This window comes from Stomatobaculum longum (assembly GCA_000242235.1).
GTDB classification, from domain to species: Bacteria; Bacillota; Clostridia; order Lachnospirales; family Lachnospiraceae; genus Moryella; species Moryella longum.
The window spans coordinates 378,699-401,747 of the sequence record JH590862.1 but is presented as its reverse complement, the minus strand read 5'-3'; the positions used below and the strand labels follow the sequence as shown (position 1 = coordinate 401,747).

At 58.6% G+C, this 23,049-nt stretch carries 26 protein-coding genes; 19 read left to right on the top strand and 7 right to left on the bottom strand.

Features of this window, described 5'->3' with window-relative positions; all coding sequences use genetic code 11:
- The first annotated feature begins 108 nt into the window (after positions 1–108).
- From HMPREF9623_RS04800 to HMPREF9623_RS04765, 10 genes are all read left to right on the top strand, one after another.
- Positions 109–417, top strand: a complete 309-nt coding sequence (locus HMPREF9623_RS04800) for a hypothetical protein (protein ID WP_009532770.1) — start codon at positions 109–111, stop codon at positions 415–417.
- A 68-nt stretch (positions 418–485) separates the two neighbouring features.
- On the top strand, positions 486–629 hold the full coding sequence (locus tag HMPREF9623_RS11460) for a hypothetical protein (RefSeq protein WP_154646113.1): 144 nt from the start codon (positions 486–488) through the stop codon (positions 627–629).
- Between the two features lie 84 nt (positions 630–713).
- Positions 714–872: a hypothetical protein gene (locus tag HMPREF9623_RS11455; protein ID WP_009532769.1), complete on the top strand. Its 159-nt coding sequence runs from the start codon at positions 714–716 to the stop codon at positions 870–872.
- Positions 873–1,275: 403 nt separating this feature from the next.
- On the top strand, positions 1,276–1,404 hold the full coding sequence (locus tag HMPREF9623_RS12235) for an LPXTG cell wall anchor domain-containing protein (protein ID WP_154646112.1): 129 nt from the start codon (positions 1,276–1,278) through the stop codon (positions 1,402–1,404).
- Between the two features lie 139 nt (positions 1,405–1,543).
- Positions 1,544–2,125: a hypothetical protein gene (locus HMPREF9623_RS04790; protein ID WP_009532767.1), complete on the top strand. Its 582-nt coding sequence runs from the start codon at positions 1,544–1,546 to the stop codon at positions 2,123–2,125.
- The gene (locus HMPREF9623_RS10860; RefSeq protein WP_009532766.1) at positions 2,122–2,565 is read left to right on the top strand and encodes a PaaI family thioesterase; all 444 of its coding nucleotides are present in this window, start codon (positions 2,122–2,124) and stop codon (positions 2,563–2,565) included. The genes HMPREF9623_RS04790 and HMPREF9623_RS10860 overlap by 4 nt, the downstream gene beginning before the upstream one ends.
- On the top strand, positions 2,552–4,216 hold the full coding sequence (locus HMPREF9623_RS04780; RefSeq protein WP_009532765.1) for a putative manganese-dependent inorganic diphosphatase: 1,665 nt from the start codon (positions 2,552–2,554) through the stop codon (positions 4,214–4,216). The genes HMPREF9623_RS10860 and HMPREF9623_RS04780 overlap by 14 nt, the downstream gene beginning before the upstream one ends.
- 11 nt (positions 4,217–4,227) lie before the next feature.
- The gene (locus HMPREF9623_RS04775; protein ID WP_009532764.1) at positions 4,228–4,800 is read left to right on the top strand and encodes a DJ-1 family glyoxalase III; all 573 of its coding nucleotides are present in this window, start codon (positions 4,228–4,230) and stop codon (positions 4,798–4,800) included.
- Between the two features lie 10 nt (positions 4,801–4,810).
- Positions 4,811–5,296 (top strand): GtrA family protein, encoded by a 486-nt coding sequence (locus tag HMPREF9623_RS04770; RefSeq protein ID WP_009532763.1) that lies wholly within the window; start codon positions 4,811–4,813, stop codon positions 5,294–5,296.
- Positions 5,293–7,737, top strand: a complete 2,445-nt coding sequence (locus HMPREF9623_RS04765) for a beta-glucosidase (protein WP_009532762.1) — start codon at positions 5,293–5,295, stop codon at positions 7,735–7,737. The genes HMPREF9623_RS04770 and HMPREF9623_RS04765 overlap by 4 nt, the downstream gene beginning before the upstream one ends.
- Here HMPREF9623_RS04765 and HMPREF9623_RS04760 read toward each other — a convergent pair whose 3' ends face one another.
- Genes HMPREF9623_RS04760 through HMPREF9623_RS04740 form a run of 5 tightly spaced genes read right to left on the bottom strand, consistent with a single transcriptional unit; the run spans position 7,738 to position 12,345 of the window.
- Positions 7,738–8,556 (bottom strand): D-glutamate cyclase family protein, encoded by an 819-nt coding sequence (locus tag HMPREF9623_RS04760; RefSeq protein ID WP_009532761.1) that lies wholly within the window; start codon positions 8,554–8,556, stop codon positions 7,738–7,740.
- A 36-nt stretch (positions 8,557–8,592) separates the two neighbouring features.
- Positions 8,593–9,537, bottom strand: a complete 945-nt coding sequence (locus HMPREF9623_RS04755; protein WP_009532760.1) for a 5-oxoprolinase subunit C family protein — start codon at positions 9,535–9,537, stop codon at positions 8,593–8,595.
- Positions 9,534–10,277 (bottom strand): 5-oxoprolinase subunit PxpB, encoded by a 744-nt coding sequence (pxpB, locus tag HMPREF9623_RS04750; RefSeq protein WP_009532759.1) that lies wholly within the window; start codon positions 10,275–10,277, stop codon positions 9,534–9,536. Before pxpB ends, HMPREF9623_RS04755 begins: the two co-directional genes overlap by 4 nt.
- A gap of 33 nt (positions 10,278–10,310) precedes the next feature.
- Positions 10,311–11,546, bottom strand: a complete 1,236-nt coding sequence (locus tag HMPREF9623_RS04745) for an NRAMP family divalent metal transporter (RefSeq protein WP_009532758.1) — start codon at positions 11,544–11,546, stop codon at positions 10,311–10,313.
- Positions 11,547–11,574: 28 nt separating this feature from the next.
- On the bottom strand, positions 11,575–12,345 hold the full coding sequence (locus HMPREF9623_RS04740; protein WP_009532757.1) for a LamB/YcsF family protein: 771 nt from the start codon (positions 12,343–12,345) through the stop codon (positions 11,575–11,577).
- A 276-nt stretch (positions 12,346–12,621) separates the two neighbouring features.
- Here HMPREF9623_RS04740 and sufC point away from each other — a divergent pair, with 276 nt between their 5' ends.
- The 6 genes from sufC to HMPREF9623_RS04710 are packed head-to-tail and all read left to right on the top strand — an operon-like array spanning position 12,622 to position 17,863.
- Positions 12,622–13,371, top strand: a complete 750-nt coding sequence (sufC, locus tag HMPREF9623_RS04735; RefSeq protein ID WP_009532756.1) for a Fe-S cluster assembly ATPase SufC — start codon at positions 12,622–12,624, stop codon at positions 13,369–13,371.
- 2 nt (positions 13,372–13,373) lie between these two features.
- On the top strand, positions 13,374–14,795 hold the full coding sequence (sufB, locus tag HMPREF9623_RS04730) for a Fe-S cluster assembly protein SufB (protein WP_009532755.1): 1,422 nt from the start codon (positions 13,374–13,376) through the stop codon (positions 14,793–14,795).
- A 10-nt stretch (positions 14,796–14,805) separates the two neighbouring features.
- Positions 14,806–15,939 (top strand): SufB/SufD family protein, encoded by a 1,134-nt coding sequence (locus tag HMPREF9623_RS10855; protein ID WP_009532754.1) that lies wholly within the window; start codon positions 14,806–14,808, stop codon positions 15,937–15,939.
- Positions 15,936–17,177 (top strand): aminotransferase class V-fold PLP-dependent enzyme, encoded by a 1,242-nt coding sequence (locus HMPREF9623_RS04720; RefSeq protein WP_009532753.1) that lies wholly within the window; start codon positions 15,936–15,938, stop codon positions 17,175–17,177. Before HMPREF9623_RS10855 ends, HMPREF9623_RS04720 begins: the two co-directional genes overlap by 4 nt.
- A 2-nt stretch (positions 17,178–17,179) precedes the next feature.
- The gene (sufU, locus tag HMPREF9623_RS04715; protein ID WP_009532752.1) at positions 17,180–17,632 is read left to right on the top strand and encodes a Fe-S cluster assembly sulfur transfer protein SufU; all 453 of its coding nucleotides are present in this window, start codon (positions 17,180–17,182) and stop codon (positions 17,630–17,632) included.
- The gene (locus tag HMPREF9623_RS04710; protein ID WP_009532751.1) at positions 17,633–17,863 is read left to right on the top strand and encodes a hypothetical protein; all 231 of its coding nucleotides are present in this window, start codon (positions 17,633–17,635) and stop codon (positions 17,861–17,863) included.
- Between the two features lie 137 nt (positions 17,864–18,000).
- On the opposite strand, the gene HMPREF9623_RS04705 is transcribed toward HMPREF9623_RS04710, so the two are convergent.
- Positions 18,001–18,225: a hypothetical protein gene (locus tag HMPREF9623_RS04705; protein WP_009532750.1), complete on the bottom strand. Its 225-nt coding sequence runs from the start codon at positions 18,223–18,225 to the stop codon at positions 18,001–18,003.
- Positions 18,226–18,296: 71 nt separating this feature from the next.
- Complete coding sequence (locus tag HMPREF9623_RS04700; RefSeq protein WP_009532749.1) at positions 18,297–19,643, bottom strand: butyryl-CoA:acetate CoA-transferase; 1,347 nt, start codon at positions 19,641–19,643, stop codon at positions 18,297–18,299.
- A gap of 367 nt (positions 19,644–20,010) precedes the next feature.
- Here HMPREF9623_RS04700 and HMPREF9623_RS04695 point away from each other — a divergent pair, with 367 nt between their 5' ends.
- From HMPREF9623_RS04695 to HMPREF9623_RS04685, 3 genes are all read left to right on the top strand, one after another.
- Positions 20,011–21,195, top strand: a complete 1,185-nt coding sequence (locus tag HMPREF9623_RS04695; RefSeq protein ID WP_009532748.1) for an acetyl-CoA C-acetyltransferase — start codon at positions 20,011–20,013, stop codon at positions 21,193–21,195.
- 65 nt (positions 21,196–21,260) lie between these two features.
- Positions 21,261–22,037, top strand: coding sequence for an enoyl-CoA hydratase-related protein (locus HMPREF9623_RS04690; protein WP_009532747.1), 777 nt, complete (start codon positions 21,261–21,263; stop codon positions 22,035–22,037).
- 133 nt (positions 22,038–22,170) lie between these two features.
- Complete coding sequence (locus tag HMPREF9623_RS04685) at positions 22,171–23,010, top strand: 3-hydroxyacyl-CoA dehydrogenase NAD-binding domain-containing protein (protein ID WP_009532746.1); 840 nt, start codon at positions 22,171–22,173, stop codon at positions 23,008–23,010.
- Positions 23,011–23,049: the final 39 nt, after the last annotated feature.

Here is a 23,049-nt window from a genome sequence, read left to right as displayed (position 1 = left end):
TAATGACTTCTATTGACCCGAAGTGTGCGCTTTTTATGATAGCGCTGTCAATTGCATTTTGCTTTTGCCTGTGCCGGGGCGCAGGCCGGAAAGAGGGGAGTCTCATTTATGAAGACGAAGGAAATGTTCGGAACGTTTGCGCGCCGCCTTGCTGCCTGCGCGATGACAGCATCGCTCGCGGCGCTGAGTTTTCCGCGCAGTGCATTTGCGGCGGGCAATGCAAAGCTGTCGCTTCGTCACTTCACGGCGGGAAGCGGTGTTGCGGTGTTGGGAGATGCAAGCGTGCAGGTATTCCTCACGAGTGCGCCGGGCAGCTATTCGCTGGAAAGAAACGGCGAAAAGCAGGAGATTCGTTTGGCGACGCTCTCGGATGCAGTGCGCGCGCAGTACGGCGTGGACAGCGCGTACGCGAGCTAGGCGACCGTGAACCTCTACGGCAATGGCGCGGCGAAAATCGATGCCTTGCGGACGGCACGAGCTATTTTGTGAAGGAGGACACCGCCAATCTTTCGAGTGCCTACGCGAGAGAGCTCTACTACTTCGGCAATCAGGGTTCGGGTTCCGCGCATGCGGAGACCGAGGCGGTCAGCGTTGACCACAGAACGGGCGGGACCCCGGTCGTGATTTGAAAGACATGGGATGACAGCAACAATGTCTCGGCACGTCCGACGGAGATCAAGGTTCGCTTCGATGCGCTGGATGCGGAGCAGAATGTGATTCCGGGTAAGTCGAGAATTGCGACTGTCCGGCCGAATGCGGACGGACAGTGGTACTTTGTCGAGGGCCTTCACCAGCTCGAGAAAGCGACGGACACGAATGCGGTGCGCGCTTCGCGCTCCAACGCCCAGCTCGCGAGCGCTTCCGAGGCATAGCGAGAGGGCGAAGTGCAGTCGGTGCACGCCTACAGACTGTCCGAAGTTCTGAGCGGCGGCAACTATGTGTTGCGCTTCCCGGCGGCAAGCCGCATTCGCGCGGTGGGACAGGATATGAACTTTGACCTCGTAAACAGCTACTATTTCTCGAGCAGCAGCAGCGGCGGCGGCAGAAGCTACACCGGCAGCGGCAGAATGTCGGGAAAGAGCGCGGCGTACGGGGGCAGCGCGACGAACACGAGCACGACAGTGCCTGGTAGCAACGGACAGCAGCTTCACGCCGTCGGCCAATGCGACGGTCGACGGTACCGGCAGTCTGACGGCGCCGAGCACAGGGGCGACGCTCCACAATGTGGACAACAGACTTGCGGGACAGGTGAGTGCGAGCAGCAGAAAGGGCAGAATGCCGAAGACAGGTCAGCCGGCAAGTGCGGCGGCGGCAGTTTTCTGCGCAGCCGGTCTCGGTGTCCTTCTTCTCTTCCGGAAAAAGAAGAGATCTGAGTCGTCTTTTCAAAAGTACAGTCAGGTTTGATGAAAACGCCGCGGGGCACAGGGGTCCCGCGGCGTTTTTTCGTGCAAGTTCTGCCATCGGAAGGTATGGCGTGAATTTGCGTGCCTGTGCTAAGATAAAAGCGGAGAAATGCTTATCCGCATCGGAAAGGAGAGCAGAGATGAGAAGAGACCGGAGAAAGGCATCTGTGACCGCGCTTGGGCTTGTGCTGGCAATCGGCGCCCTCACCGCCTGCGGCGGGAAACAAGCGGAGAGCCAGGCGGAAAGTCAGACGACAGCGAGTGCGGAAATCACGCAGGCAGCGGAGAGCACCGCCGCTGCGACGGACGGGACCGCGCAGGCCGCAAATCCCTGGATCGATGTCCGGGATCTGAAGGAAGCGCTGAAAGAGACCGGCGTGGAGCTGAAGGCACCGGAGAAGATCGGAGACTTTCATCTGAGCCATGTCCAGGCGATACAGGACGGCGGCATTGTTCAGGTCTTTTACGGCAGTCTTGCGGATCAGACCGAGACGCAGGCACTGCTCAGAAAGGCAAAGAGCATGGAAGATATCAGCGGCGACTACACGGTCTATCCGGAGGACCGCAGGGTCAGCGATAGCGAGGGAGAGGTGCGACTCCGCGGCCAGGACGGCAGAATGTATCTCGCGACCTGGCAGCGCGGCGACTACGCCTATTCGCTGAGTCTTGCGCAGGGGATGGAAGAAGCAAAGGTCATGGAGGTTATTGCAGAGATTCAATGAGTAAACAGAAATTAGAAGAGAATCGGGATTTAATTGTCAACAATCGTTTTGCGCTGCACAATCACGTGGTGCTCACGGATCTGGAAGAAGAGAGCGCCGAGGGCTATCTGGACGTCGAGGACGATGTGACGAATGCCTACGGCATGGTACACGGCGGCGCGTTTTACGCACTCGCCGATGTGATCGCCGGGATGACGGCGCGCGGCAGCGGCCACGCCTATGTGACGCAGACCGCGGATTTGCACTATCTCGCGTCGACCGCGGAGAAGCGCATTTACGGACATAGCTATGTGCTGCGCCGCGGCAGCAAGACAGCCGTGATTGCGGCCGAGGTGACCGATTCCAAGGGAAAAAAGTTATTTCTCGCGACCTTCACGTTTTACTGCGTGGACGGCCGCGTCGCTGTGAAGAGAGAGGAGAATAAGCGTGCCGACTCATAACCGGAGAAAGAAAATCAATATTGTGGGACACAAAAATCCGGACACGGATTCCATCTGCGCGGCGCTCAGCTATTGCTGGCTGAAAAAGCAGATTGATCCGAAGGGTGAGTACGAGGCGAGAAGAGCGGGCAGTGTGAACCGCGAGTCGCAGTTCGTGCTCGACTACTGGAAGATGAAGGCGCCGCGTCTCATCATGAGCGTGAGCCCGCAGATGAAGGACATCGACTTCCGCATTCAGCCCGGCATCGACGGGGAGATGAGTCTCCGCGAGGTCTGGAAGAAGATGCGCGAGGAGGACATTGAGACCCTCTGCATCACGACGCCGGAGCAGGAGCTCCAGGGACTGGTCTCGGTCACGGATATCATGAATATCAACATGAATCTCCTCGACAACGGCATTCTCGCGACGGCAAAGACGCCGTATAAGAACCTGATTGCGACCCTCGAGGCGGAGCTGATTTCCGGCGATCCGGAGGCTTGCATCGAAGAGGGTCATATCTATATCGGAACGAGCCCCGAGGTCATCGAGGAGTTTGTCGGCGAGAACGATATTGTGCTGGTCTCGAATCGCTATGAGGCGCAGATTTGCGCGATTGAGTGCGGCGCGTCCTGCATTGTGGTGTGCTGTGGCGCACTCGCGGGCAAGACCATTTTAAGCCGCGCGAAGGAGAAGAACTGCACGGTGCTAACAAGCCCGTTCGACACTTACACGGCGGCGCGTCTCATCAGCACGGCCATTCCGGTGCGCCACATCATGCAGAGCAATAATATTCTGCAGTTCGGCCTCAACACCTATGTCGAGGACGCGAAGAAGATTATGGCCTCCGTGCGCCACCGCTACTTCCCGATTCTCGACTCCGACGGCAAGTATGTAGGTGTCGTGAGCCGCAGAAACCTCTTAAATCTGCACCCGAAGCGGGTCATTCTGGTGGACCACAACGAGTTCACGCAGACCGTGGACGGCATGGAGCAGGCGGATATTCTCGAGATCATCGATCACCACAGAATCGGCAATCTGGAGACCGGCAGTCCGGCCTATTTCCGAAACGAGCCGGTCGGCTGTACGAATACCATTATCTATGCGATTATGCAGGAGAAGAACCTGACACCACCGAAGGAGATTGCGGGACTCATGCTCTCGGCAATTCTCTCGGACACTCTGATGTTCCGCTCGCCGACCTGCACGGCGCGGGACCGCGCGGCCGCAGAGGCGCTCGCAACCATCGCCGAAGTCGATATCGAGAGCTATGCGAACCAGATGTTTGAGGCCGGAGAAGATCTGACCGGCCGGAGCGCCGAGGATATTTTCTTCGCAGACTTCAAGGTCTTCACCTTCGGCGACATCCGTTTTGGCGTGAGCCAGAGTACCTTTATGACCGAGAAAAACCGGAAGATGGCCGAGGAACTCGTGAGACCCTTCCTCGAGAGCGCGGCAAACCGCGCGGGTGTTGATACGGTTTACTATATGGCGACCGACACGCCGTCGGAGAGCACCGAGCTCTTCTGGTACGGCAACATGGCGGAGGAGTATGCGCAGCGCGCCTTTCGCCGCAAGCCGGAAAAAGAGGGTTACTTCTATCTGCCGGGCGTCGTGAGCCGGAAGAAACAAATGATACCGCCGCTCCGCATGGCAATGCAGGCGGAGGCGTGAGAGGAGAGCGTATGAAACGGGTGAGTGCCCTGCTCGCACAGGGCTTGGAAGAAGTGGAATGCCTGATGGTCGTCGACCTCTTGCGGCGTGCCGAGGTACAGGTGACCCTGGTCTCCGTGAGCGGAGAGCGGGTTGTGACCGGTTCTCACGGCATTGCGATTGTGACGGACCGCCTGATTGAGGAGATGGACTTCTCGGCGGAAGATGTGATCTTCCTGCCGGGCGGCATGCCGGGGGTCAGCAACCTGGTGCGCCATGCCCTGGTGGCCCAGACCTTGAAAGCGCAGGCGGAACAGGGCAAGGAACTCGCGGCCATCTGTGCGGCGCCGAGTATACTCGGAAAGATGGGGCTCTTTGCGAACAAGCGCTTTACCTGCTATCCGGGCTGGGAAAAGGGCATTGACGGCATCAACGGCGCGGAGTGGACAGGCGCCGCGGTGGAGCAGAGCGAAGGCCTCACGACGGGGCGCGGGCTCGGCACGGCGACGGACTTCGGCCTCGCGCTGGTCGCAAAACTCTGCGGCAGCGAGACAGCGGAAAAGATCAAGCGCGGTATTCAGCACCTGGACACCCTCTACGACTGAGTGCGGCGCAATGCAGCGGTTTTTTCGACGCCATCCGGCACTTCGGGAGTTTGTACTCTTTAACCTGCTCTCGAACTGCTCGACGCTGGTGAATTTTCTGATGACCTATCTTGGCACGCATGTTTTGTTTCGCGGGTTGCGGACCGTACCGTTTTCCTTTCTGGTTTTCCGTTATCAGAATGTCACAGAGGATCTGGGGCTCGCGGGCTTTTTGAGTTTTTTGCTCGCGACCGCGCTCGCACAGACCGTCAATTTTTTCGTGCAGCGACAGTTGGTATTTCACTCGTCGGCAGCGGCGGGACAGGCAGCGCTTCGCTTTGCGCTACTCGCAGTCCTGCTGGTACTGCTTTCGGCGGTACTGCCGGCCTATACGCTGCCGCGCTTCGGCATCATGGCCTCGGCAGTGCTGAACATTGTCATGCAGGTCGCAATCAGTTTTCCGGCGATGAAATTCTGGATTATGCCGCGGCGCAGTCAGGAGACAGTAGACAGATGAAAGGAAAAAAGACAGAGATGCCGGAAACTTGTATCGGGCGGCTCGGTCTGCTCGAAAAGGCAGCGCTGTTATCCGGCGGCGGCGCGTGGAAGAGCCGGGCACTCCCCAGACGGGGATTGCCGGCTCTTTTCTTTTCCGACGGGCCGCACGGGCTCCGGAAACAGGAGGGCGTCGGTGACCACCTGGGGTTGAACGCCTCCTGCCCCGCGACCTGCTTTCCGACGGCGGCGACTGTCGCAAACAGCTGGGATACGGAACTTGCCGAAGCGGTGGGCGAAGCGCTCGGAGGCGAAGCGCGTTCGCAGGGCGTGGACATATTGCTCGGCCCCGGGCTCAACATCAAGCGGAGTCCGCTCTGCGGGCGGAATTTCGAGTACTTTTCGGAGGACCCTTATCTCTCCGGCAAGCTCGCGGCGGCCTATGTGCGCGGTATTCAGCGCGGCGGCGCACTCGCCTGCGTGAAGCACTACGCCGTAAATTCGCAGGAATTCCGGCGCATGACTTTAAACGCCGAGCTTGATGAAAGAGCGCTCCGGGAGATTTACCTGACCGGCTTTGAGATTGCGGTCAAAGAGGGGAAGCCCGGCGCGCTGATGACGAGTTACAATCAGGTGAACGGGCTCCAGTCGAATGAAAATCCGCAGCTCATGCTCGAGATTCTTCGAAAAGAGTGGGGCTACGACGGCATGGTCGTGACGGACTGGGGCGGCTCGGACGATCATATCCGCGGGATTCAGTGTCGCACCACAATCGAGATGCCGGACCCGGGTCTTCATGCGGCGCGGGAAGTGATGCATGCGGTAGAGCGCGGGGAGCTTAAGGAAGCGGAAATCGATGCCTGTCTCGCCGACTATTTCCGCACCCTTAAGCGGGCCGCGGCACAGGGGAAAAAGGCTGTGCCTGTGGAGCCGCTTCGGCAGCATGCACTCGCGCGCCGCGCCGCGCGGGAGAGCGCGGTGCTCTTAAAGAACGACGGCATTCTGCCGCTCACCGGTGAGGAGACCGTCGCTTTGATCGGAGACTTTGCTTTCTTGCCGCGCTACCAGGGAGCCGGGTCTTCGCTCGTGAACAGTCGTCGGGTCGAGACCCTTCGGGGGCAGCTCACGCAGCGCCTCGGAGAGAAACTGCTCGGCACCGTGAGCGGTTATGCGCGGCACGGAAACGACACGAAGCGACGGGAGGCGAGACGGCTCCGTAAGGCCTTGCGGCTCGCGTGCCACGCGGACTGTGTGATTTTTTGCGGCGGGCTCGATGAGATGGCGGAGACCGAGGGGCTCGACCGTAAGACCTTGGCGCTCCCGGCAGCGCAGCAGAGGGCGCTTCGCGCGCTTTCGGCTGTGAATCCGAATCTTGTCCTCGTGCTGAGCGCGGGTTCGGTCGTGGATCTCGCGCCGGCCGCCACAGTGAGAGCCATCCTGCATGGCTACCTCGGCGGCGAGGCGGGCGCCGGCGCGATGGCGGAACTCCTCTACGGCGATGCGAATCCCTCCGGCAAACTTGCCGAGAGCTATCCGCTGGCGCTTTCGGACACGCCGGCCTATCCCTACCGGAAACTGCGTGGCAACTGTGCGGAGTATCGCGAGAGCATTTATGTCGGCTATCGCTATTACGACAGGGCGAAGGTGCCGCTTCGCTATCCGTTCGGCTTCGGCCTTTCGTATACGCGCTTTGCCTACGAGGATTTGCGACTCAGCGAAGCGGGTGTCCGCTTCCGGCTTCGGAATATCGGCAGCCGGGCGGGCGCAGAGATTGCGGAACTCTATATCGGCGCCGCAGAGAGCGAGACCTTCCGGCCGGAAAAAGAACTGAAGGGCTTTGCCAAGGTCTTTTTGAACGCGGGGGAGGAGAAGGAAGTGTACATCCCCTTTGACGACAAGAGTTTCCGGGTCTTTGACAGCGTAGCGAACCGCTTTCTCGAAGAGAGCGGGCGTTACCGGATTCTGATCGGCGCCTCCGCGGCCGATATCCGTCTGAACGGGGAACTCGTGCGAGCCGGAGAGAAGCTTTGCCGCGCCGACGAAAAAAAACGCCTGCCCCACTATTTCAGCGGGGCGGCGCAACAGATCGGAAGGGCAGAGTTTGGGCGGCTGCTCGGGCGAAAACTCGAGCGGCACCCGATCGCCGGGGAGCTCCTCCGCGGCGATGCGCTCCATGAGCTCAGGCGCTCCCGCGGGCTCCTCGCACGAATGCTCTACCGGCAGCTTCGGCGAGCGCTGAACAGGAGTGCGGCGCGAAGAGAGCCGGACCTGAATCTGATTTTTGCCTATCACATGCCTTTCCGTGCCTTTTCGAAGTTCGGCAGCGGAAAAATATCGCCCGGTATGACCGAGGGACTGCTCATGATGCTGAACGGGCATCTCTTCGGCGGCTTCCGGAAATTTGTCATCGAGAGTATAAAAAACCGCCGGGAGAACCGGCGGAATGAGAAAGCGCTGCGTTGATTAAACGCGCGCTTTTTCTTTTTGAAAGAGTTCCGGGAGCGCATCATTCCGGATGTCGGAAATCAGCGGGTAGCCCGGCACATCGGTGATGGCGAGCGGCAGTTTCGCAAAGCGGAGAGCCGCCTGTACCGTCGCCGAGGAGGACCAGAAGACCGGCGTCTCGCCGTCGCGGATGCTGGCTGCCTCGCCGAAATCGGGTTTGTTCAAATCCGCAATGCCGATTTCTTCGGGGGCACCGATCTGAATCGGCGCGCCGTGCACCAGTTCCATGGGCTCGGTCAGCTGATAGGCCTTTTTGACTGCAGCCTGCGGCAGGGGGCGCATCGAGACCAGCACGGGGCCGCGGAAGGGACCGGCCGGGCAGGTGCGGAGCTTGGTCTGATAGATCGGCATCGCGCGATGTTCTTCCACATGGCGCACAGGAAGACCGGCCGCGAGCAGTGCCCCGTCGAAGGAGGCCGAGCAGCCGAGCAGGAAGCCGACAGAGCCTATGTTCCAGAGCGCCTTCACTTCGCGCACTTCCTCCGAGACCTCGCCGTTTAAAAAGACGCGGTAGCGCGGAAAGTCCGTGCAGAGATTCGCGCCGGGTGCGAGGAAAGAGGAGAGCGGTTTCTCCCGTATCACCTCGAGCACGGGGCAGGCCTCCGGATTCCAGGAGGCAAAGCGGAGAAAATCGTCCGCGTAAGCAACCGGGAGAATCAGGAGGCTTGCCTTCACATAGTCCGGGCAGAGTGCGGAAGTCGCGGCGGTCAGCTTGTTATCTCTGGCGAGCGCGCGGACTTCCCGCGGTGTCAGCTTCGTATCGTCTTCTGTATGCATGAAATAATGTCCTTTTCTGATTTTTAGAATAGAATCTCAGCGCCCGAAGGCATAGGCAAAGACGCGGAGCGCATCCCGCTCGGCGCGCTTTGCATCCTGCGCGGCGGCAACGGAGACCTTGGCAAAGCGAACCTTATCGTTCGCCTTCAGCTGCGCGAGCAGGCGGAAGTCCGCACTGATCACATTGGCAATCTTCGTGTAACCGCCGGTGGTCTGCCGGTCCGCGAGCATGATAATCGGCGTGCCCGATGCGGGAACCTGAATTGCGCCGAAGGCAATGCCGTCGGAGATGATGTCGGCGCCGTTTTTGTGCGTAATCGCCGCGCCGTTCAGGCGGCAGCCCATGCGGTCAAATTCCGGCGTCACCGTATAGGTCTCGTTCAGGAAAGTTTGCAGGCCTTCCTCGCTGAACGCGTCGTCCTGCGGTCCGAGGACCACACGCAGGGTGTAAACCTCCCGCGGCACAAATTCCGGGGTGAAGCGGCGCACATCGAGATTCGGAATCGTCGCCATAGGCGCGCGGAAGCCGAGTTCATCGCCCTTCTCGAGCTTGCGGCCGGAGAAGCCGCCGAGCTTTGCCTTTAAATAAGTCGAGCGGCTGCCCATGACGGGCGGAATGTCGAGGCCGCCGTGGAAGGCGAGATAAGCGCGGCAGCCGGTCTTCGGCGCCGTGAAGCGGAGCGTCTGCCCGCTCTTCACCGCATACGCGCCGTAGGGCGCGAGGGGCTGTCCGTCTAAGGTCGCGCCGAGGTCGCCGCCGGTCAGCGCAATGACATTGTCCGCGGTAAACTTGAGTGCGGGGCCGAGGAGTGTGCACTCGAGCACGGCCTCTTCCTCGGGATTGTCGCAGAGAATATTCGCGAGGCGCATGGCGCGCGGGTCCATAACGCCGGACACCGGGACGCCGAAGGCCTGGTAGCCGCTGCGGCCGAGATCCTGGACCGTGGTCAGCGCGCCGGGGGTAATCACCTGAATGCTCATGCCTTAGCCTCCTCTCGCTTCCGGATGTTCAGCCGATAAGTTCCCGCCTCGATTTCCGCTTCGATCTTCCGGTATTCCTCCTCTGTGATCGGGGAGAAGTGAATGTACTGGCCGGCGCGCGGCAGAATCGGAACCTCGCGATCGGGGTCATACATACGAACGGGAGTTCTGCCGATCAGCTGCCAGCCGCCGGGCGAGGCAATCGGATAGATGCCGGTCTGTTTGCCGGCGATGCCGACCGAACCCGCGGGAATCAGGACGCGCGGCGTCTCTAAGCGCGGGGTCTCGAGTTTCGGATTCAGGCCGCCGAGATAGGTGAAGCCCGGGGTGAAGCCGAGCATGTAAATCAGATATTCCGGCTCGCTGTGCAGTTTGATGACTTCCGCTTCAGAAATACCGGCGTGCTCTGCGACATGTGCGAGGTCGGGTCCCATCTCCCCGCCGTAGAGGACGGGAATTTCCAGGACTTCGCTCGGCGGCAGCGCCGTGAGATCAATCTCGCTCGCGAGCGCGCGGAGTTTTTGAAGGAGCTCTTCATAGGAGAGCAGGCAGGGATCATAGTGAATCATCAGCGTGCAGTAAGTCGGGACGGTCTCAATGAGTCCCGGGATATGCCGCGCGGTGAGTAGAAGCTGAAATGCGCGTATTTTCTGGTTGATCTCTTCCGAGATCCGGTCGCCGAAGACAGCGCTCACGGCGCTGTCTCCGTTTACCAGAAAGCGCGGAAATGAAGTATCCATGACAATCCTTTCTGCGCAAACTTGCGGGGGTGATTACGAGAAGAGCTTTCCGAGGTTCGGAAGGGCCGTGATCGCGAGGTAAGCCGAGAAGATGACGACAACCCAGCCGATGATATAGAGGACCATCGGGTGATGATAGTCCTTGCCGACGACCTTCGGGTTCCGGCAGGCGAGTAGCATGCAGCAGAGCGAAATCGGAAGAATCAGGCCGTTTACCGCACCCGCAAAGATAACCATTTTCTTCGCGCCGCCGAGCACTGCCATGACGAGGGTCGAGAACGCGATGAAACCGACGATGAACTGACTCTCATGTTCGCGCACATAGGGGTGCAGGGTCTTTAAGAACGAGACCGAGGTGTAGGCTGCGCCGATGACCGAGGTAACGCCCGCGGAGAAGAGTGCGAGACCGAAGAGGCGGTAGCCGAGATTACCGGCTGCGAGGCGGAACGCTTCCGCTGCCGGGTTCTTCGCACTTGTGATCGCATCTACATTGGCGGTGACCAGAGCGGTGCCCTGGGTGCAGACGCCGAGCACGCAGAGGAAGAGCAGAATGCGCACGGTGCCTGAGACCGAGATACCGGTCAGAACCGACTGGCGGAAGTGCGAAACCTCATCCTTATTGCCGCCGTAGCCCGCGTCGAGCAGGCGGTGTGCGCCGGAGAAGGTGATGTAGCCGCCGCAGGAACCGCCGAGTAAGGTGAGCATGGGGCCCACCATGGAGCCGGGACGTTCCGGTGTGAACATGCGAACCACCGCTTCGCCGACCGGCGGTTTCGAGGAAATTGCGACAAAGAGCATCACGAGGATGATGATGCCGCCGAGAATCTGCGCGACCTTATCGACGGCTGCCTTGCCGCTCTTCGAGAGGAAGATGCAGATTGCGAGTGCGCCGCCGAGGACAGCGCCGATTTTCTCGTGGAGACCGAACATTGCGTCAAAGCCGAGCGCGACACCGCCCACGTTGCCGATGTTAAAGGCGAGACCGCCGAGGACCACGAGGAAGGTCAAAAACACGCCGAGACCCGGGAGCACGGCGTTTGCAATTTCCTGCCCGCGCTTGCCCGAGACGCCGATCACGGACCAGATATTGGTTTGCGCGACCGCATCCATGATGATGACGCAGAGAATCACAAAGGCAAACGAAGCGAGATACTTTGCCGTGAACTGGGAGGTCTGGGTTAAGAAGCCCGGGCCGATGGCGGAAGTTGCCATCAGGAAAGCCGCGCCGAGTTTCACGGAGAGACTGTGGCTGTTCTGGTTGCTTTTCATATTGCTACCCCTTTTTGATGTTGAAGACTTACTGGATAAAGTTGCCGAGTGCTTCGACCTGTACACCTTCTTCGGTGAGGGTCTTCCGGATTTCGCGGACAAATTCGACCGCAGATGGGTTGTCGCCGTGGACACAGATCGAATCCGCGCGGAGCGGGACTTCCTCGCCGGTGATTGCCGTGACCTTGCCCTCCTTCACCATGCGGACGGTGCGGGCAATCGCGAGCTGCTTGTCATGAATCACGGCGCCCTCTTTGGAGCGCGGCACCAGGGAGCCGTCCGCCTGATAAGCGCGGTCCGCAAAGACCTCGGAGGCTGTGCGGAGACCGACCGCCTCAGCCTCCGTGAGCAGGAAGCTGTTTGCGAGGCCGAGAAGAATCAGCTTGTCATCGAATTCCGCGACTGCCTCGGCAATCGCGCGCGCGAGCGCTGCGTCCTTTGCCGCCATGTTGTAGAGCGCGCCGTGCGGCTTGACATGCTGGAGCTTAAGCCCCGCCGCTTTTGCGAAGGCATAGAGCGCGCCGAGCTGGTAGCTCATATAGGCCTTCACTTCCTTCGGGGAGCAGGCCATGTTGCGGCGGCCGAAGCCCATGAGATCCGGGAAGCCCGGGTGTGCGCCGATTGCGACCCCTGCCTCCCGACACAACCGGGCGGTCTCCGCCATGACGAGGGGATCGCCGGCGTGGTAGCCGCAGGCTACATTCGCCGAGGAAATCTGCGCGATTACCTCCTTGTCGAGACCTATGGTGTAGGCGCCGAAGCTCTCACCGAGATCCGAGTTGAGATCCACATGATACATAGTATTACCTCCTTCTTGTTTGTGCGGAACTGCGAAGCTCAACGCGGAACTGCGCGGTTTCCGGTAAAGATGACTGAACAGATAGAGAATTTCTGCATAAAAATAAGCAAAACGTCTCAAAGTGGATTGTAACACGCCGGTACTTGTACTTCAAGAAATACATAATTCCAAGTACATTGGTAGGAATTAATCTTGCCAGTGGGAACCGTGCCGCGCTATAATGCTAAAAACGCAATATTTGTGTGAACTTGCGCAGGGCGCAAGGAAGGGAGAATTATGAGCAAAGACTTACTGACAGTGCGAGATTTATCCGTGCGGGTCGAAGAGAAAAATATTCTGAAGAGCCTGAATCTTTCGGTCAAGCCGGGCGAGACCCATGTTCTGATGGGACCGAACGGCGCCGGCAAATCGACGCTCGGCAACACGCTGATGGGCAATCCGCACTATGAGGTGATCGGCGGTTCGGTCGAGTTCCAGGGACAGAACCTCTTAGATCTCCCGGTCAATGAGCGCGCGAAGGCGGGCATTTTCATGTCCTTTCAGAATCCGCTCGAGGTGCCGGGCATCAGCCTCGCAAACTTTATCCGGAATGCGATCGAGCAGAGAACCGGCAAGCGCATTCGCCTCTGGGATTTCCGGAAGGAAATCGCAAAGGCACTCGAGGTGCTGAACATGGACCCGAGCTACGCGGACCGCGACTTAAATGTGGGATTCTCCGGCGGCGAGAAGAAGAAGGCGGAGATTTTACAGCTGCTCATGCTGAAGCCGAGCCTCGCGATTCTCGATGAGACCGATTCCGGCCTCGACGTGGACGCGGTCAGAACCGTGAGCCGCGGCGTTGAGGAGTACCAGAAGGACAAGGATTCCGCGCTGATTATCATCACCCACAATATGGGCATTCTGTCCTCGCTCAAGGTGGACAAGGCCCATGTGCTGGTGAAGGGGTCGATTGTCGCGGACGGCGACGGCAGCCTGGTCGAGGAAATCAACCGCGATGGCTTTGCCAAGTTTGAGAACAAGGAGTGAGTATGTCGGAAGAAAGAAAAAAAGAGAGGACCTATGTGGAAGACATAGACCGTTCGATCTATGACTTCCGAAACGAAGAGAAGGATGCCTACCGCATTCAGTCAGGACTCACACCGGAGATTATCCGGGAGATTTCGAAGACCAAGAACGACCCGGCGTGGATGCTGGAGCACCGCCTGAAGTCCCTCGAGATTTTCGAGCGGAGCGAGATGCCGGTCTGGGGTCCTTCAATCGAAGGCCTCAACATGGATAAGATTGCGACCTATGTGCGCCCGAACGCGAAGATGAGCGCCGAGTGGTCGGAGGTGCCGGAGGAAATCAAAGATACCTTTGAGAAGCTCGGCATACCTAAGGCGGAGCGAGAGAGTCTCGCGGGTGTCGGCGCGCAGTACGACTCGGAGCTCGTCTACCACAATGTGAAAAAAGAGGTCGCGGAGCAGGGCGTCATCTACACCGATCTGGAGAGCGCGATGCACGGCCCCTACGAGCAGATGATACGCGACCACTTCATGAAGCTCGTGCCGCCGACGGATCACAAGTTCGCGGCATTGCACGGTGCGGTCTGGTCGGGCGGCTCCTTTGTCTATGTGCCGCCGGGTGTGCGCGTCGAAATTCCGCTGCAATCCTACTTCCGTCTGAACGCGCCGGGCGCGGGGCAGTTCGAGCACACCCTGATTATTGTCGACGAGGGCGCTTACCTCCACTTTATCGAGGGGTGTTCGGCGCCGAAGTACAATGTCGCAAACCTGCACGCGGGCTGCGTGGAGCTCTTTGTCGGCAAGCGCGCCACGATTCGCTATTCGACCATTGAGAACTGGTCAAAGAATATGTACAACCTGAACACGAAGCGCGCCAGAGTCGAGGAGGACGGCAAGGTCGAGTGGATTTCCGGTTCCTTCGGCTCCCATGTCGGCTACCTCTACCCGATGAGCGTGCTCGCGGGCGACCGCGCTCGCTCCGAGTTCTCGGGCGTCACCTTTGCGGGTGCGGGGCAGAACCTCGACACAGGCTGCAAGGTCGTGCACATCGGCAAGAATACGAGTTCCTATGTGAACACCCGCTCGATCTCAAAGAGCGGCGGCATCTCGACCTTCCGCTCGGCGGTTGTGGTGCAGGCGAGCGCGGAGAACGCAAAGAGTTCCACCTCCTGCCAGTCGCTGATGCTCGACGCCGAGAGCCGCTCGGATACGATTCCGGCAATCGAGGTCAAGACCAATAAGGCGGATGTGGGCCACGAGGCAAAGATCGGCCGCATCTCGGACGACGCGGTCTTCTATCTCATGAGCCGCGGCGTCTCCGAGGAGGATGCGAGAGCGCTGATTGTCAGCGGCTTCGCAGACAATGTCGGAAAAGAGCTGCCGCTGGAGTACGCGGTTGAGATGAACAACCTGATCAGACTTGAGATGAAGGGTGCAATCGGATAAGGAGGGCGAGATGAAATTTAATACGTTGGCGAGCCCGACCTTCGGTTGGCTCAAGATGAACGGCGGCGAGCTCTTAGATCTCCCCGCGATGGAGCGCCTCTCCCCGGCGATTGAGTTGCCGGAGGGCGTGCGCGTTGAGAAGTTAAACGGCGTCCGGGTGCGCGAGATGCGGACGGGCGGCGGCGAAGAATTCGGACAGGCCCTCGCGGCCGCAAAGCTCCCGGTGTTAATCTGCACGGTTCCGGCGGGACAGCGGATTGCAGAGCGGGATGCGCTCCGTCTCTCGTTCAAGCTGCCGGATGAGGGCGAAGAGTATGACCCGAAGGGACGCATCGCCTTAAAGAGCGCAAAGACCGTTGACGCACCGGCGCAGGCGGGTAAGTTTGCCGAGGTCGAGCTGAATCTCGAGGCAGGCAGCTCCCTCACGGCTGTCATGGACTATCGCTCGGAAGAAGACGCAAAGGGCCTTGCGGGCGTACAGACCAGAATTACGATCGGCGAGGGCGCAAAGCTCACGCTGGTGCAGATTGTGCGCCCGGGCAGCGGCTACACCTTTTTGAACGATGTCGGCGCGGTCTGCGCGAAGGATGCCGAACTCCGTGTGATCCACCTGGTGCTCTCGGGCAAGCATGTGTACCAGGGCTTCAGTTCTGCGATGGAAGGAGACCGCTCGCAGGTTGCGGTCGATGTCGGCTATGTCGGCGAGGATCACGCGCGCTACGACCTGAATTATGAGAGCATCCACACCGGTAAAAAGACAGGCGCAGAGATTCACGGCAAAGGCATACTCCGCGGTCACGCGAAAAAAGTGTTCCGCGACAGCATTGACCTTCGGAAGGGCTGCTCCGGCAGCGAGGGCAACGAGACCGAGGACGTGCTCCTCATGGACGAGACCGTCGAGAACCGCTCGCTGCCGATTATTCTCTGCAGCGAGGACGATGTGGTCGGCAACCACGGCGCGACCATAGGCCGCCTCGACGAGGACCTGCTCTTTTACATGGAGTCCCGCGGCATGCAGAAGGATGATGTTTACGAGATGATGGCGAAGGCGAGAATCGACGCGATTGTGCGGAAAATTCCGGACGCAAAGACGCGCCACGACTTGCTGGAGCTCGATGACGAAGAGGAGCGGGAAGAGCGATGACGAGTGAAGAGAGAAGAGCGATAGACGCGAAAATCCGCAGGGATTTTCCGCTGATTTATGCGCATCCGGAGATTGCCTACCTCGACAACTCCGCGACGACACAGAAGCCGGAGAGCGTGCTCCGCGCGATGCAGCACTATTACCTCGAGGAAAACGCGAATCCGCTGCGCGGCCTCTACGAGCTCTCAGTCAAGGCGACCGAGGCCTATGAAGACGCGCGGGAGGCGGTCCGTGAATTTATTCATGCGGCGAGCCATGAGGAGATTATCTTCACGCGGAATGCGACCGAGAGCCTGAACCTGCTCGCCTACGCTGCGACGGAGGCCTTTCTCGGCGAGGGCGATGAGATTCTGATTACAATCATGGAGCATCACTCGAACCTAATTCCCTGGCAGCAGGCGGCGGCGCGTAAGGGCGCGGTTTTAAAGTTCCTTGAGCCGGACGAAGAGGGTTATATCTCCGAAGAGCAGTTCCGCCGTATGCTGAGCCCGAAGACGAAACTCGTCTCGATGACGCACATCTCGAATGTGCTCGGCGTCAAAAACGATGTGAAGACCTTTGCGCGCCTTGCGCACGAGAACGGCAGTCTTTTCGTTCTGGACGGCGCGCAGTCCGTGCCCCACATTCCGGTCGATGTGGCCGATCTCGATGTGGACTTCCTTGCGTTTTCCGGCCATAAGATGCTGGCCCCCATGGGTATCGGCGTGCTCTACGGCAAGCGTGACCTTCTGCTTGCGATGCCGCCCTTCCTGTTCGGCGGCGAGATGATTGAATATGTGAGCCGCGAGAAGGCGACCTGGGCAGAGCTCCCGCACAAGTTTGAGGCAGGCACCGTCAATGTGGGCGGCGCGGTCGGCCTCCGTGCGGCAATCGACTACTACAAGCAGCTCGGCTGGGACACGATTCTGGAGCGCGAAGCGCACCTCAGCTGTCTCGCGATGAAGAAACTCTCCGCGATTCCGCACCTCAGAGTGCTCGGACCGAAGGGCGGCGAAGAGCACCACGGCATTTTCACTTTCACGATTGAGGGTGTGCACCCGCACGACATTGCGGCGATTCTTGACGCCGATAAGGTGAATATTCGCGCGGGACACCACTGTGCACAGCCGCTCATGCAGTTTATGAAGACACCGTCCACGACGCGCGCAAGTTTTGCGTTCTATAACACCGAGGAGGAATTGGACCGTTTTGTAGAGAGCCTCCGCAAGGTGCGCCGCGAGATGGGCTATCAGGAGTGACCATGAACGAAAAGACTTTTTACAATGAAATTCTGACCGACCATAACCTCCACCCGGGCAATAAGCACGACATCCCGGATGCGAATCTGGTTCTCGAGGGTGTGAACCCGAGCTGCGGTGACGACATCATCTTAAAGCTCAAGGTCGTTGACGGCGTGATTCAGGACGGCGGTTTTACCGGTGACGGCTGTGCGGTCTCGCAGGCCTCGGCGGATATGATGCTGGACCTCGTGATCGGTAAGACCGAGGCGGAGGCAAAGCGCCTCGCCGACATCTTTTTCCGCATGATTAAGGGCAATATCACCGAGGAAGAGCGCGAAGAACTTGAGGAGGCAGGCATCCTGAAGGACATTGCGCACATGCCGGCGCGCGTCAAGTGCGCGGTGCTCGGCTGGCACACCATGGAAGAGATGCTGAACGGCAATGCAGAGCCGGTCACAACCGAGGACAAGTAAATGGGACTGAATCCCCTGCAGCTCATGAAGCTCTTCGGCATGAACCAGAAGTTTCAGAAGAACCACCCGAAGGTCAGCGCCTTTTTCCGCACACAGTTTGCGGGCGGCCTGACCGAGGACACGATACTGGAACTCAGCGTCACCAAGCCGGGTGAGGAGACCGTGAGCACCAACATGCGGATCCGGAAAGAAGACTTGGAGCTGCTCGAAGAATTGAAGAAGATGAAATAAGTGAGAAAGCGCACCGATGCGGATATGTCGGTGCGCTTTGTATATCTATCTAATCTATCTAAAAAGAAGCTACCGCAAATAACTTGCGGTAGCTTCTTTTGCGATATACATGACGCACGCGGGAAACAGCGAGAAGTTCAGGGTTTTGTTGTCATGTAAAAATTGATAAAGGCAACCAGTAAGAGCATGCCCGGGATTATAAAGACAAAACCGGGGAATATAGCGGGAGCATTCAGCCACTGCCCGGTCTGGACGGTGGCACTCCAGTGGACATAAGATGCGAGAAAGAGAATTGCAAAGACCAGCGCTGCCGTGCAGAGCAACAGGGTGGCAATGAATAAACGAAATTGTTTCTGTGACATGATATATCCTCCTCTCTTAGAGACTGCTAAGAAAAGATGCCGTGCATCCCAAGTGCTTTCGCAGCGCTATCTCAGCGCTTGTTGCTCTTTCTCCAGATGTGCATCTTCTCCGCTTCCTGAATGAGCTCGTCGCGGAAGTCCGGATGTGCGATCGAGATGATGCGCTCCGCTCTCTGCCAGTTGGTCACGCCCTTTAAGTTGACCATGCCGTACTCGGTCACGAGATAGTGAATCGCGCTTCTCGGATCGGAGACAATGGAGCCCGGCGTCAGTGTCGCGCGGATGCGGGATTTTCGCTCGCCGGTCTTGGCCTCAAAGGAGGAGCTCATGCAGATAAAGCTCTTGCCGCCCTTCGAGAGGTAGGCGCCGAGCACAAAGTCGAGCTGGCCGCCGGTGCCGGAAATCTGCTTCGGCCCCGCGGACTCTGCGTTGACCTGACCGAAGAGGTCCATATCCACGGCGTTGTTGATCGAGATAAAGTTGTCAATCTGGCCGATCACATAGGGATCGTTCGTATAGTCGACCGGCACGCTCATACAACCGGGGTTATTGTTTAAGTGGTCGTAGAGCTTTTTCGTGCCGGCCGCGAAGGCATAGACTTCGCGCCCCTTGTCGAAGGGCTTTTTCAGGTTTGTGATCTTGCCGGCGTCGTAGAGATCCACAAAGGCGTCGACATACATCTCGGTGTGCACGCCGAGATCCTTTAAGTCGGAGGCCGCAATCATGCTGCCCACGGTGTTCGGCATGCCGCCGATGCCGAGCTGGAGGCAGGCGCCGTTCGGAATCTGCTCCACAATGAGGCGCGCGACTTCGCGGTCCACTTCGGTCGGCGGCGCGCCCGCGCCGAGTTCCTGCATGGGATCGTTCTCGCCTTCTACAATGTAGTCGACATCGGAGATATGAATCGCGTTCTGGTAGCCGCCGAGACACACGGGCTGGTTCTGATTGACCTCGACCACGACTTTACCGGCGGAAGCGCACATTGCCGCGAGGTGGGAAGCCTGCGGACCAAAGTTAAAATAGCCGTGCTCGTCCATCGGCGCGACCTGTAAAAAGGCGACCGCAGGCTTCTCGATGTTGTCCTCGCGGTAGAAGCGCGGGAGTTCCGCATAGCGCATCGGGTTAAAGAAGCCGAAGCCCTCCGAGACCGCTTTTCTCTCCCAGCCGCCGAGGTGCCAGGAGTTCCAGCAGAAGTGCTCGGCCGGATTCTCAATCTCAAAGATCGCGGGCTTCCGGACCAGGACACCGCCGCGAATCTTGACGTCGCTAAGTTCCGGCATGCGTTTTGCGAGTGCCTTATCAATGGCGACCGGCGTGCCGACGCACCAGCCGTAGTCAATCCAATCACCGGACCGAACGAGGGTGGCAGCCTGTTCGGCGCTCACCAGTTTTTGCTTGTATTCTTCGTGCATGTTCATTTTGACCTCCCGTTGCGCTTTTGCTCCGCGCAGTTTCAGCAGTATGAATAAATTCTAAATCCTAGTGTAACATTCCGCCGCCGCCTTTTCAACGCAGAAGCAGTTCGGGCGGGAAAACGCGAGAAAAGTTTATAAAGTGCGCAAGATTGTGCAGAGCGCTTCCGCAAGAAGCGCGAGAAAAAGCGCAAGAATAGCCGGAAAATGCCGTGCGGGCAGCGGAGAAACTCCGTGAAAAAGTACAGTCCGATTTGACAAAAATCCTCTTTTTGCGCTATTATTGCCATAGGTCTTAGTGAGTGAGAGTATGAATTCTCACAGTTGAGACAAGTTCGATAGCATATATCGCACAGCGAAGGAGGAACGGGATATGTCGAAGAAAATTGTTCTTGCAGGCGCATGCCGCACCGCAATCGGTAAGATGGGCGGCGGTCTCAGCACCACGCCGGCAGTGGAGCTCGGTGCACTGGTCATCAAGGAGGCGCTGCAGAGAGCAGGCGTGAAGCCGGAGCAGGTGGATCATGTCTACATGGGCAACGTACTGCAGGCAGCTCTGGGTCAGAACCCGGCGCGTCAGGCAGCGCTGAAGGCAGGTCTTCCCTACACATCCACGGCAGTTACGGTAAATATTGTCTGCGGCTCTGGCTTGAACTGTGTCAATATGGCGGCGCAGATGATTGAGGCGGGCGATGCAGATATCGTCGTCGCAGGCGGCATGGAAAACATGTCGATGGCACCCTATGCACTGACCAAGGCGCGCTTTGGTTATCGCATGAACAATGCAACGATGATCGATACGATGGTGAACGACGGTCTCTGGGATGCGTTCAATGACTATCACATGGGTATCACGGCGGAGAATGTCGCTGAGAAGTATGGTCTCACGAGAGAAGAGCTCGATGCGTTCTCGGCAAACAGCCAGCAGAAGGCCGTCGCAGCGCAGCAGAGCGGCGCATTTGACGAAGAGATTGTACCGGTCGAGATTAAGACCAAGAAAGGCACGGTTGTCTTCAATAAGGATGAGGGGCCGAGAGAGGGCACCACAGTGGAGACACTGTCAAAGTTGAAGCCGGCATTCAAGAAGGACGGCATTGTGACGGCTGGCAATTCCTCCGGCATCAACGACGGCGCTGCGGCGGTGGTCGTGATGAGCGAGGAAAAGGCAAAAGAGCTCGGCGTCAAGCCGATGGCAGTCTGGATTGGCGGCGCACTTGGCGGTGTGGATCCGGCTATCATGGGTGTCGGCCCGGTCGAGGCTTCGACGAGACTCTTCAAGAAGACTGGCTTCGGCGTGCAGGACATGGATCTCATTGAGGCAAACGAGGCATTTGCGGCGCAGTCGGTTGCAGTCGCAAGAGATTTGAACTTTGATATGGCAAAGGTCAATGTAAACGGTGGCGCAGTTGCGCTCGGCCACCCGATTGGCGCTTCCGGCTGCCGCATTCTTGTGACGCTGCTCTATGCGATGAAGCACAAGAATGCAAAGAGAGGTCTTGCGACGCTCTGCATTGGCGGCGGCCAGGGCTGCGCAACGATTGTTGAGCAGTACAACTAAGAGTGATCGGAGGGTCTTCGCATGCGCGGAGACCCTCGGTTAATTTTTCCGAGGAGGCGAGACAAATGGGATATGTAAAGTATGAGACCAAGAGCGCTGTCGCCGTTGTGACCATTGACCGCGAGAAGGCGTTGAACGCGCTGAATGCGGAAGTGCTGGATGACTTAAAGGCGACCTTTGAGGGCATCGACACGGAGACCGTGCGCTGCGTCATCGTGACCGGCGCCGGTGAGAAGTCCTTTGTCGCGGGCGCGGATATCGCTGCCATGTCCGGCATGGATGCACAGGGCGGCGAGGCTTTCGGCAAGAAGGGCAACGACATCTTCCGCATGATCGAGACCTTCCCGCTGCCGGTCATCGCGGCGGTCAACGGCTTTGCGCTCGGCGGCGGTTGCGAGCTCGCAATGAGCTGTGACTTCCGGATTTGTGCGGAGCAGGCAATCTTCGGACAGCCGGAAGTGGGGCTTGGTATCACACCGGGCTTCGGTGGTACCCAGCGTCTTGCGCGCCTCGTGGGACCGGGCATGGCGAAGCAGCTCATCTACACCGCAAAGAACATCAAGGCGGCGGAGGCACTTCGCATCGGCCTCGTGAATGCGGTGTATCCGGCGGAGGAGCTTATGGCGGCGGCCGAGAAACTCGCGGGACAGATTGCGGCCAATGCGCCGGTTGCGGTCCGCGCCTGCAAGAAGGCAATCAACGAGGGTCTCGAGCAGCCCATGGAAGAAGCCATTGTGACCGAGGAAAAACTCTTCGGCAGCTGCTTTGCGACCGAGGATCAGAAGACGGGGATGCAGGCCTTCCTCGAGAAGAAGAAGGGCGTGAGCTTCCAAAACCGTTGAGTAACTTGTGAAAAACGGTTATCCGAAAATCACATAATAAAATTTCAAGTTCATCTGGAAAAAGTGCATACATTATAGTAGTATGGTGAGAGATTGTGCCAGAATCGGCAAAACGCACAGAGGAGGGAACAGCATGAAGGTAGGCGTCATCGGCGCCGGCACCATGGGTGGCGGCATTGCGCAGGCGTTTGCGCAGGTAGATGGTTATGAAGTTTATCTCTGCGATCTGACAGATGCATTCGCAGAGGGCGGAAAGAAGAGAATCGAGAAGGGTCTCGCGGGACGTGTCGCAAAGGGCAAGCTTTCGCAGGAAGAGATGGACAAGATTCTCGGCTGCATCCACACCGGTACCAAGGACATCTGCAAGGACTGCGATCTGGTCATTGAGGCTGCCATCGAGAACATGCAGATTAAGAAGCAGACCTTCAAGGAGCTCTCCGAGATCTGCAAGAAGGACTGCCTGTTCGCGACCAACACCTCCTCGCTCTCGATCACCGAGATCGGCGCAGGCCTGGATCGCCCGGTGACCGGCATGCACTTCTTCAACCCGGCTCCGGTCATGAAGCTGGTTGAGGTGATTTCCGGCCTGGATACCCCGCAGGAGGATCTGGATCGCATCACGAAGATTGCGGAGGACATCGGCAAGACGGTTGTCCCGATGCAGGAGTTTGCGGGTTTTGTCGTGAACCGCATCCTGATTCCGATGATCAACGAGGCAATCGGCGTCTATGCGGACAACAATGTCCCGGCAGAGAAGATTGATGAGGCAATGAAGCTCGGCGCGAACCATCCGATGGGACCGCTGGCACTCGGCGACCTCATCGGCCTCGATGTCGTGCTCGCAATCATGGAAGTGTTGCAGAGCGAGACCGGCGACACGAAGTACAGACCGCATCCGGAACTTCGCAAGATGGTCCGCGGCGGCAGACTCGGCAGAAAGACCGGCAGAGGTTTCTACGACTATACGAAGTAAGCGATTCTGGTAATTACATCGGAGCAATCCAACGGGTAA

Excerpts from the sequence above, each read along its gene's own strand:
- HMPREF9623_RS04800 (WP_009532770.1), top strand. The coding sequence starts at position 109 with ATGAAGACGAAGGAAATGTTCGGAACGTTTGCGCGCCGCCTTGCTGCC.
- HMPREF9623_RS12235 (WP_154646112.1), top strand. The coding sequence starts at position 1,276 with ATGCCGAAGACAGGTCAGCCGGCAAGTGCGGCGGCGGCAGTTTTCTGC.
- HMPREF9623_RS04790 (WP_009532767.1), top strand. The coding sequence starts at position 1,544 with ATGAGAAGAGACCGGAGAAAGGCATCTGTGACCGCGCTTGGGCTTGTG.
- HMPREF9623_RS10860 (WP_009532766.1), top strand. The coding sequence starts at position 2,122 with ATGAGTAAACAGAAATTAGAAGAGAATCGGGATTTAATTGTCAACAAT.
- HMPREF9623_RS04775 (WP_009532764.1), top strand. The coding sequence starts at position 4,228 with ATGAAACGGGTGAGTGCCCTGCTCGCACAGGGCTTGGAAGAAGTGGAA.
- HMPREF9623_RS04770 (WP_009532763.1), top strand. The coding sequence starts at position 4,811 with ATGCAGCGGTTTTTTCGACGCCATCCGGCACTTCGGGAGTTTGTACTC.
- HMPREF9623_RS04765 (WP_009532762.1), top strand. The coding sequence starts at position 5,293 with ATGAAAGGAAAAAAGACAGAGATGCCGGAAACTTGTATCGGGCGGCTC.
- HMPREF9623_RS04760 (WP_009532761.1), bottom strand. The coding sequence starts at position 8,556 with ATGCATACAGAAGACGATACGAAGCTGACACCGCGGGAAGTCCGCGCG.
- HMPREF9623_RS04755 (WP_009532760.1), bottom strand. The coding sequence starts at position 9,537 with ATGAGCATTCAGGTGATTACCCCCGGCGCGCTGACCACGGTCCAGGAT.
- pxpB (WP_009532759.1), bottom strand. The coding sequence starts at position 10,277 with ATGGATACTTCATTTCCGCGCTTTCTGGTAAACGGAGACAGCGCCGTG.
- HMPREF9623_RS04745 (WP_009532758.1), bottom strand. The coding sequence starts at position 11,546 with ATGAAAAGCAACCAGAACAGCCACAGTCTCTCCGTGAAACTCGGCGCG.
- HMPREF9623_RS04740 (WP_009532757.1), bottom strand. The coding sequence starts at position 12,345 with ATGTATCATGTGGATCTCAACTCGGATCTCGGTGAGAGCTTCGGCGCC.
- sufC (WP_009532756.1), top strand. The coding sequence starts at position 12,622 with ATGAGCAAAGACTTACTGACAGTGCGAGATTTATCCGTGCGGGTCGAA.
- sufB (WP_009532755.1), top strand. The coding sequence starts at position 13,374 with ATGTCGGAAGAAAGAAAAAAAGAGAGGACCTATGTGGAAGACATAGAC.
- HMPREF9623_RS10855 (WP_009532754.1), top strand. The coding sequence starts at position 14,806 with ATGAAATTTAATACGTTGGCGAGCCCGACCTTCGGTTGGCTCAAGATG.
- HMPREF9623_RS04720 (WP_009532753.1), top strand. The coding sequence starts at position 15,936 with ATGACGAGTGAAGAGAGAAGAGCGATAGACGCGAAAATCCGCAGGGAT.
- sufU (WP_009532752.1), top strand. The coding sequence starts at position 17,180 with ATGAACGAAAAGACTTTTTACAATGAAATTCTGACCGACCATAACCTC.
- HMPREF9623_RS04710 (WP_009532751.1), top strand. The coding sequence starts at position 17,633 with ATGGGACTGAATCCCCTGCAGCTCATGAAGCTCTTCGGCATGAACCAG.
- HMPREF9623_RS04705 (WP_009532750.1), bottom strand. The coding sequence starts at position 18,225 with ATGTCACAGAAACAATTTCGTTTATTCATTGCCACCCTGTTGCTCTGC.
- HMPREF9623_RS04700 (WP_009532749.1), bottom strand. The coding sequence starts at position 19,643 with ATGAACATGCACGAAGAATACAAGCAAAAACTGGTGAGCGCCGAACAG.
- HMPREF9623_RS04695 (WP_009532748.1), top strand. The coding sequence starts at position 20,011 with ATGTCGAAGAAAATTGTTCTTGCAGGCGCATGCCGCACCGCAATCGGT.
- HMPREF9623_RS04690 (WP_009532747.1), top strand. The coding sequence starts at position 21,261 with ATGGGATATGTAAAGTATGAGACCAAGAGCGCTGTCGCCGTTGTGACC.
- HMPREF9623_RS04685 (WP_009532746.1), top strand. The coding sequence starts at position 22,171 with ATGAAGGTAGGCGTCATCGGCGCCGGCACCATGGGTGGCGGCATTGCG.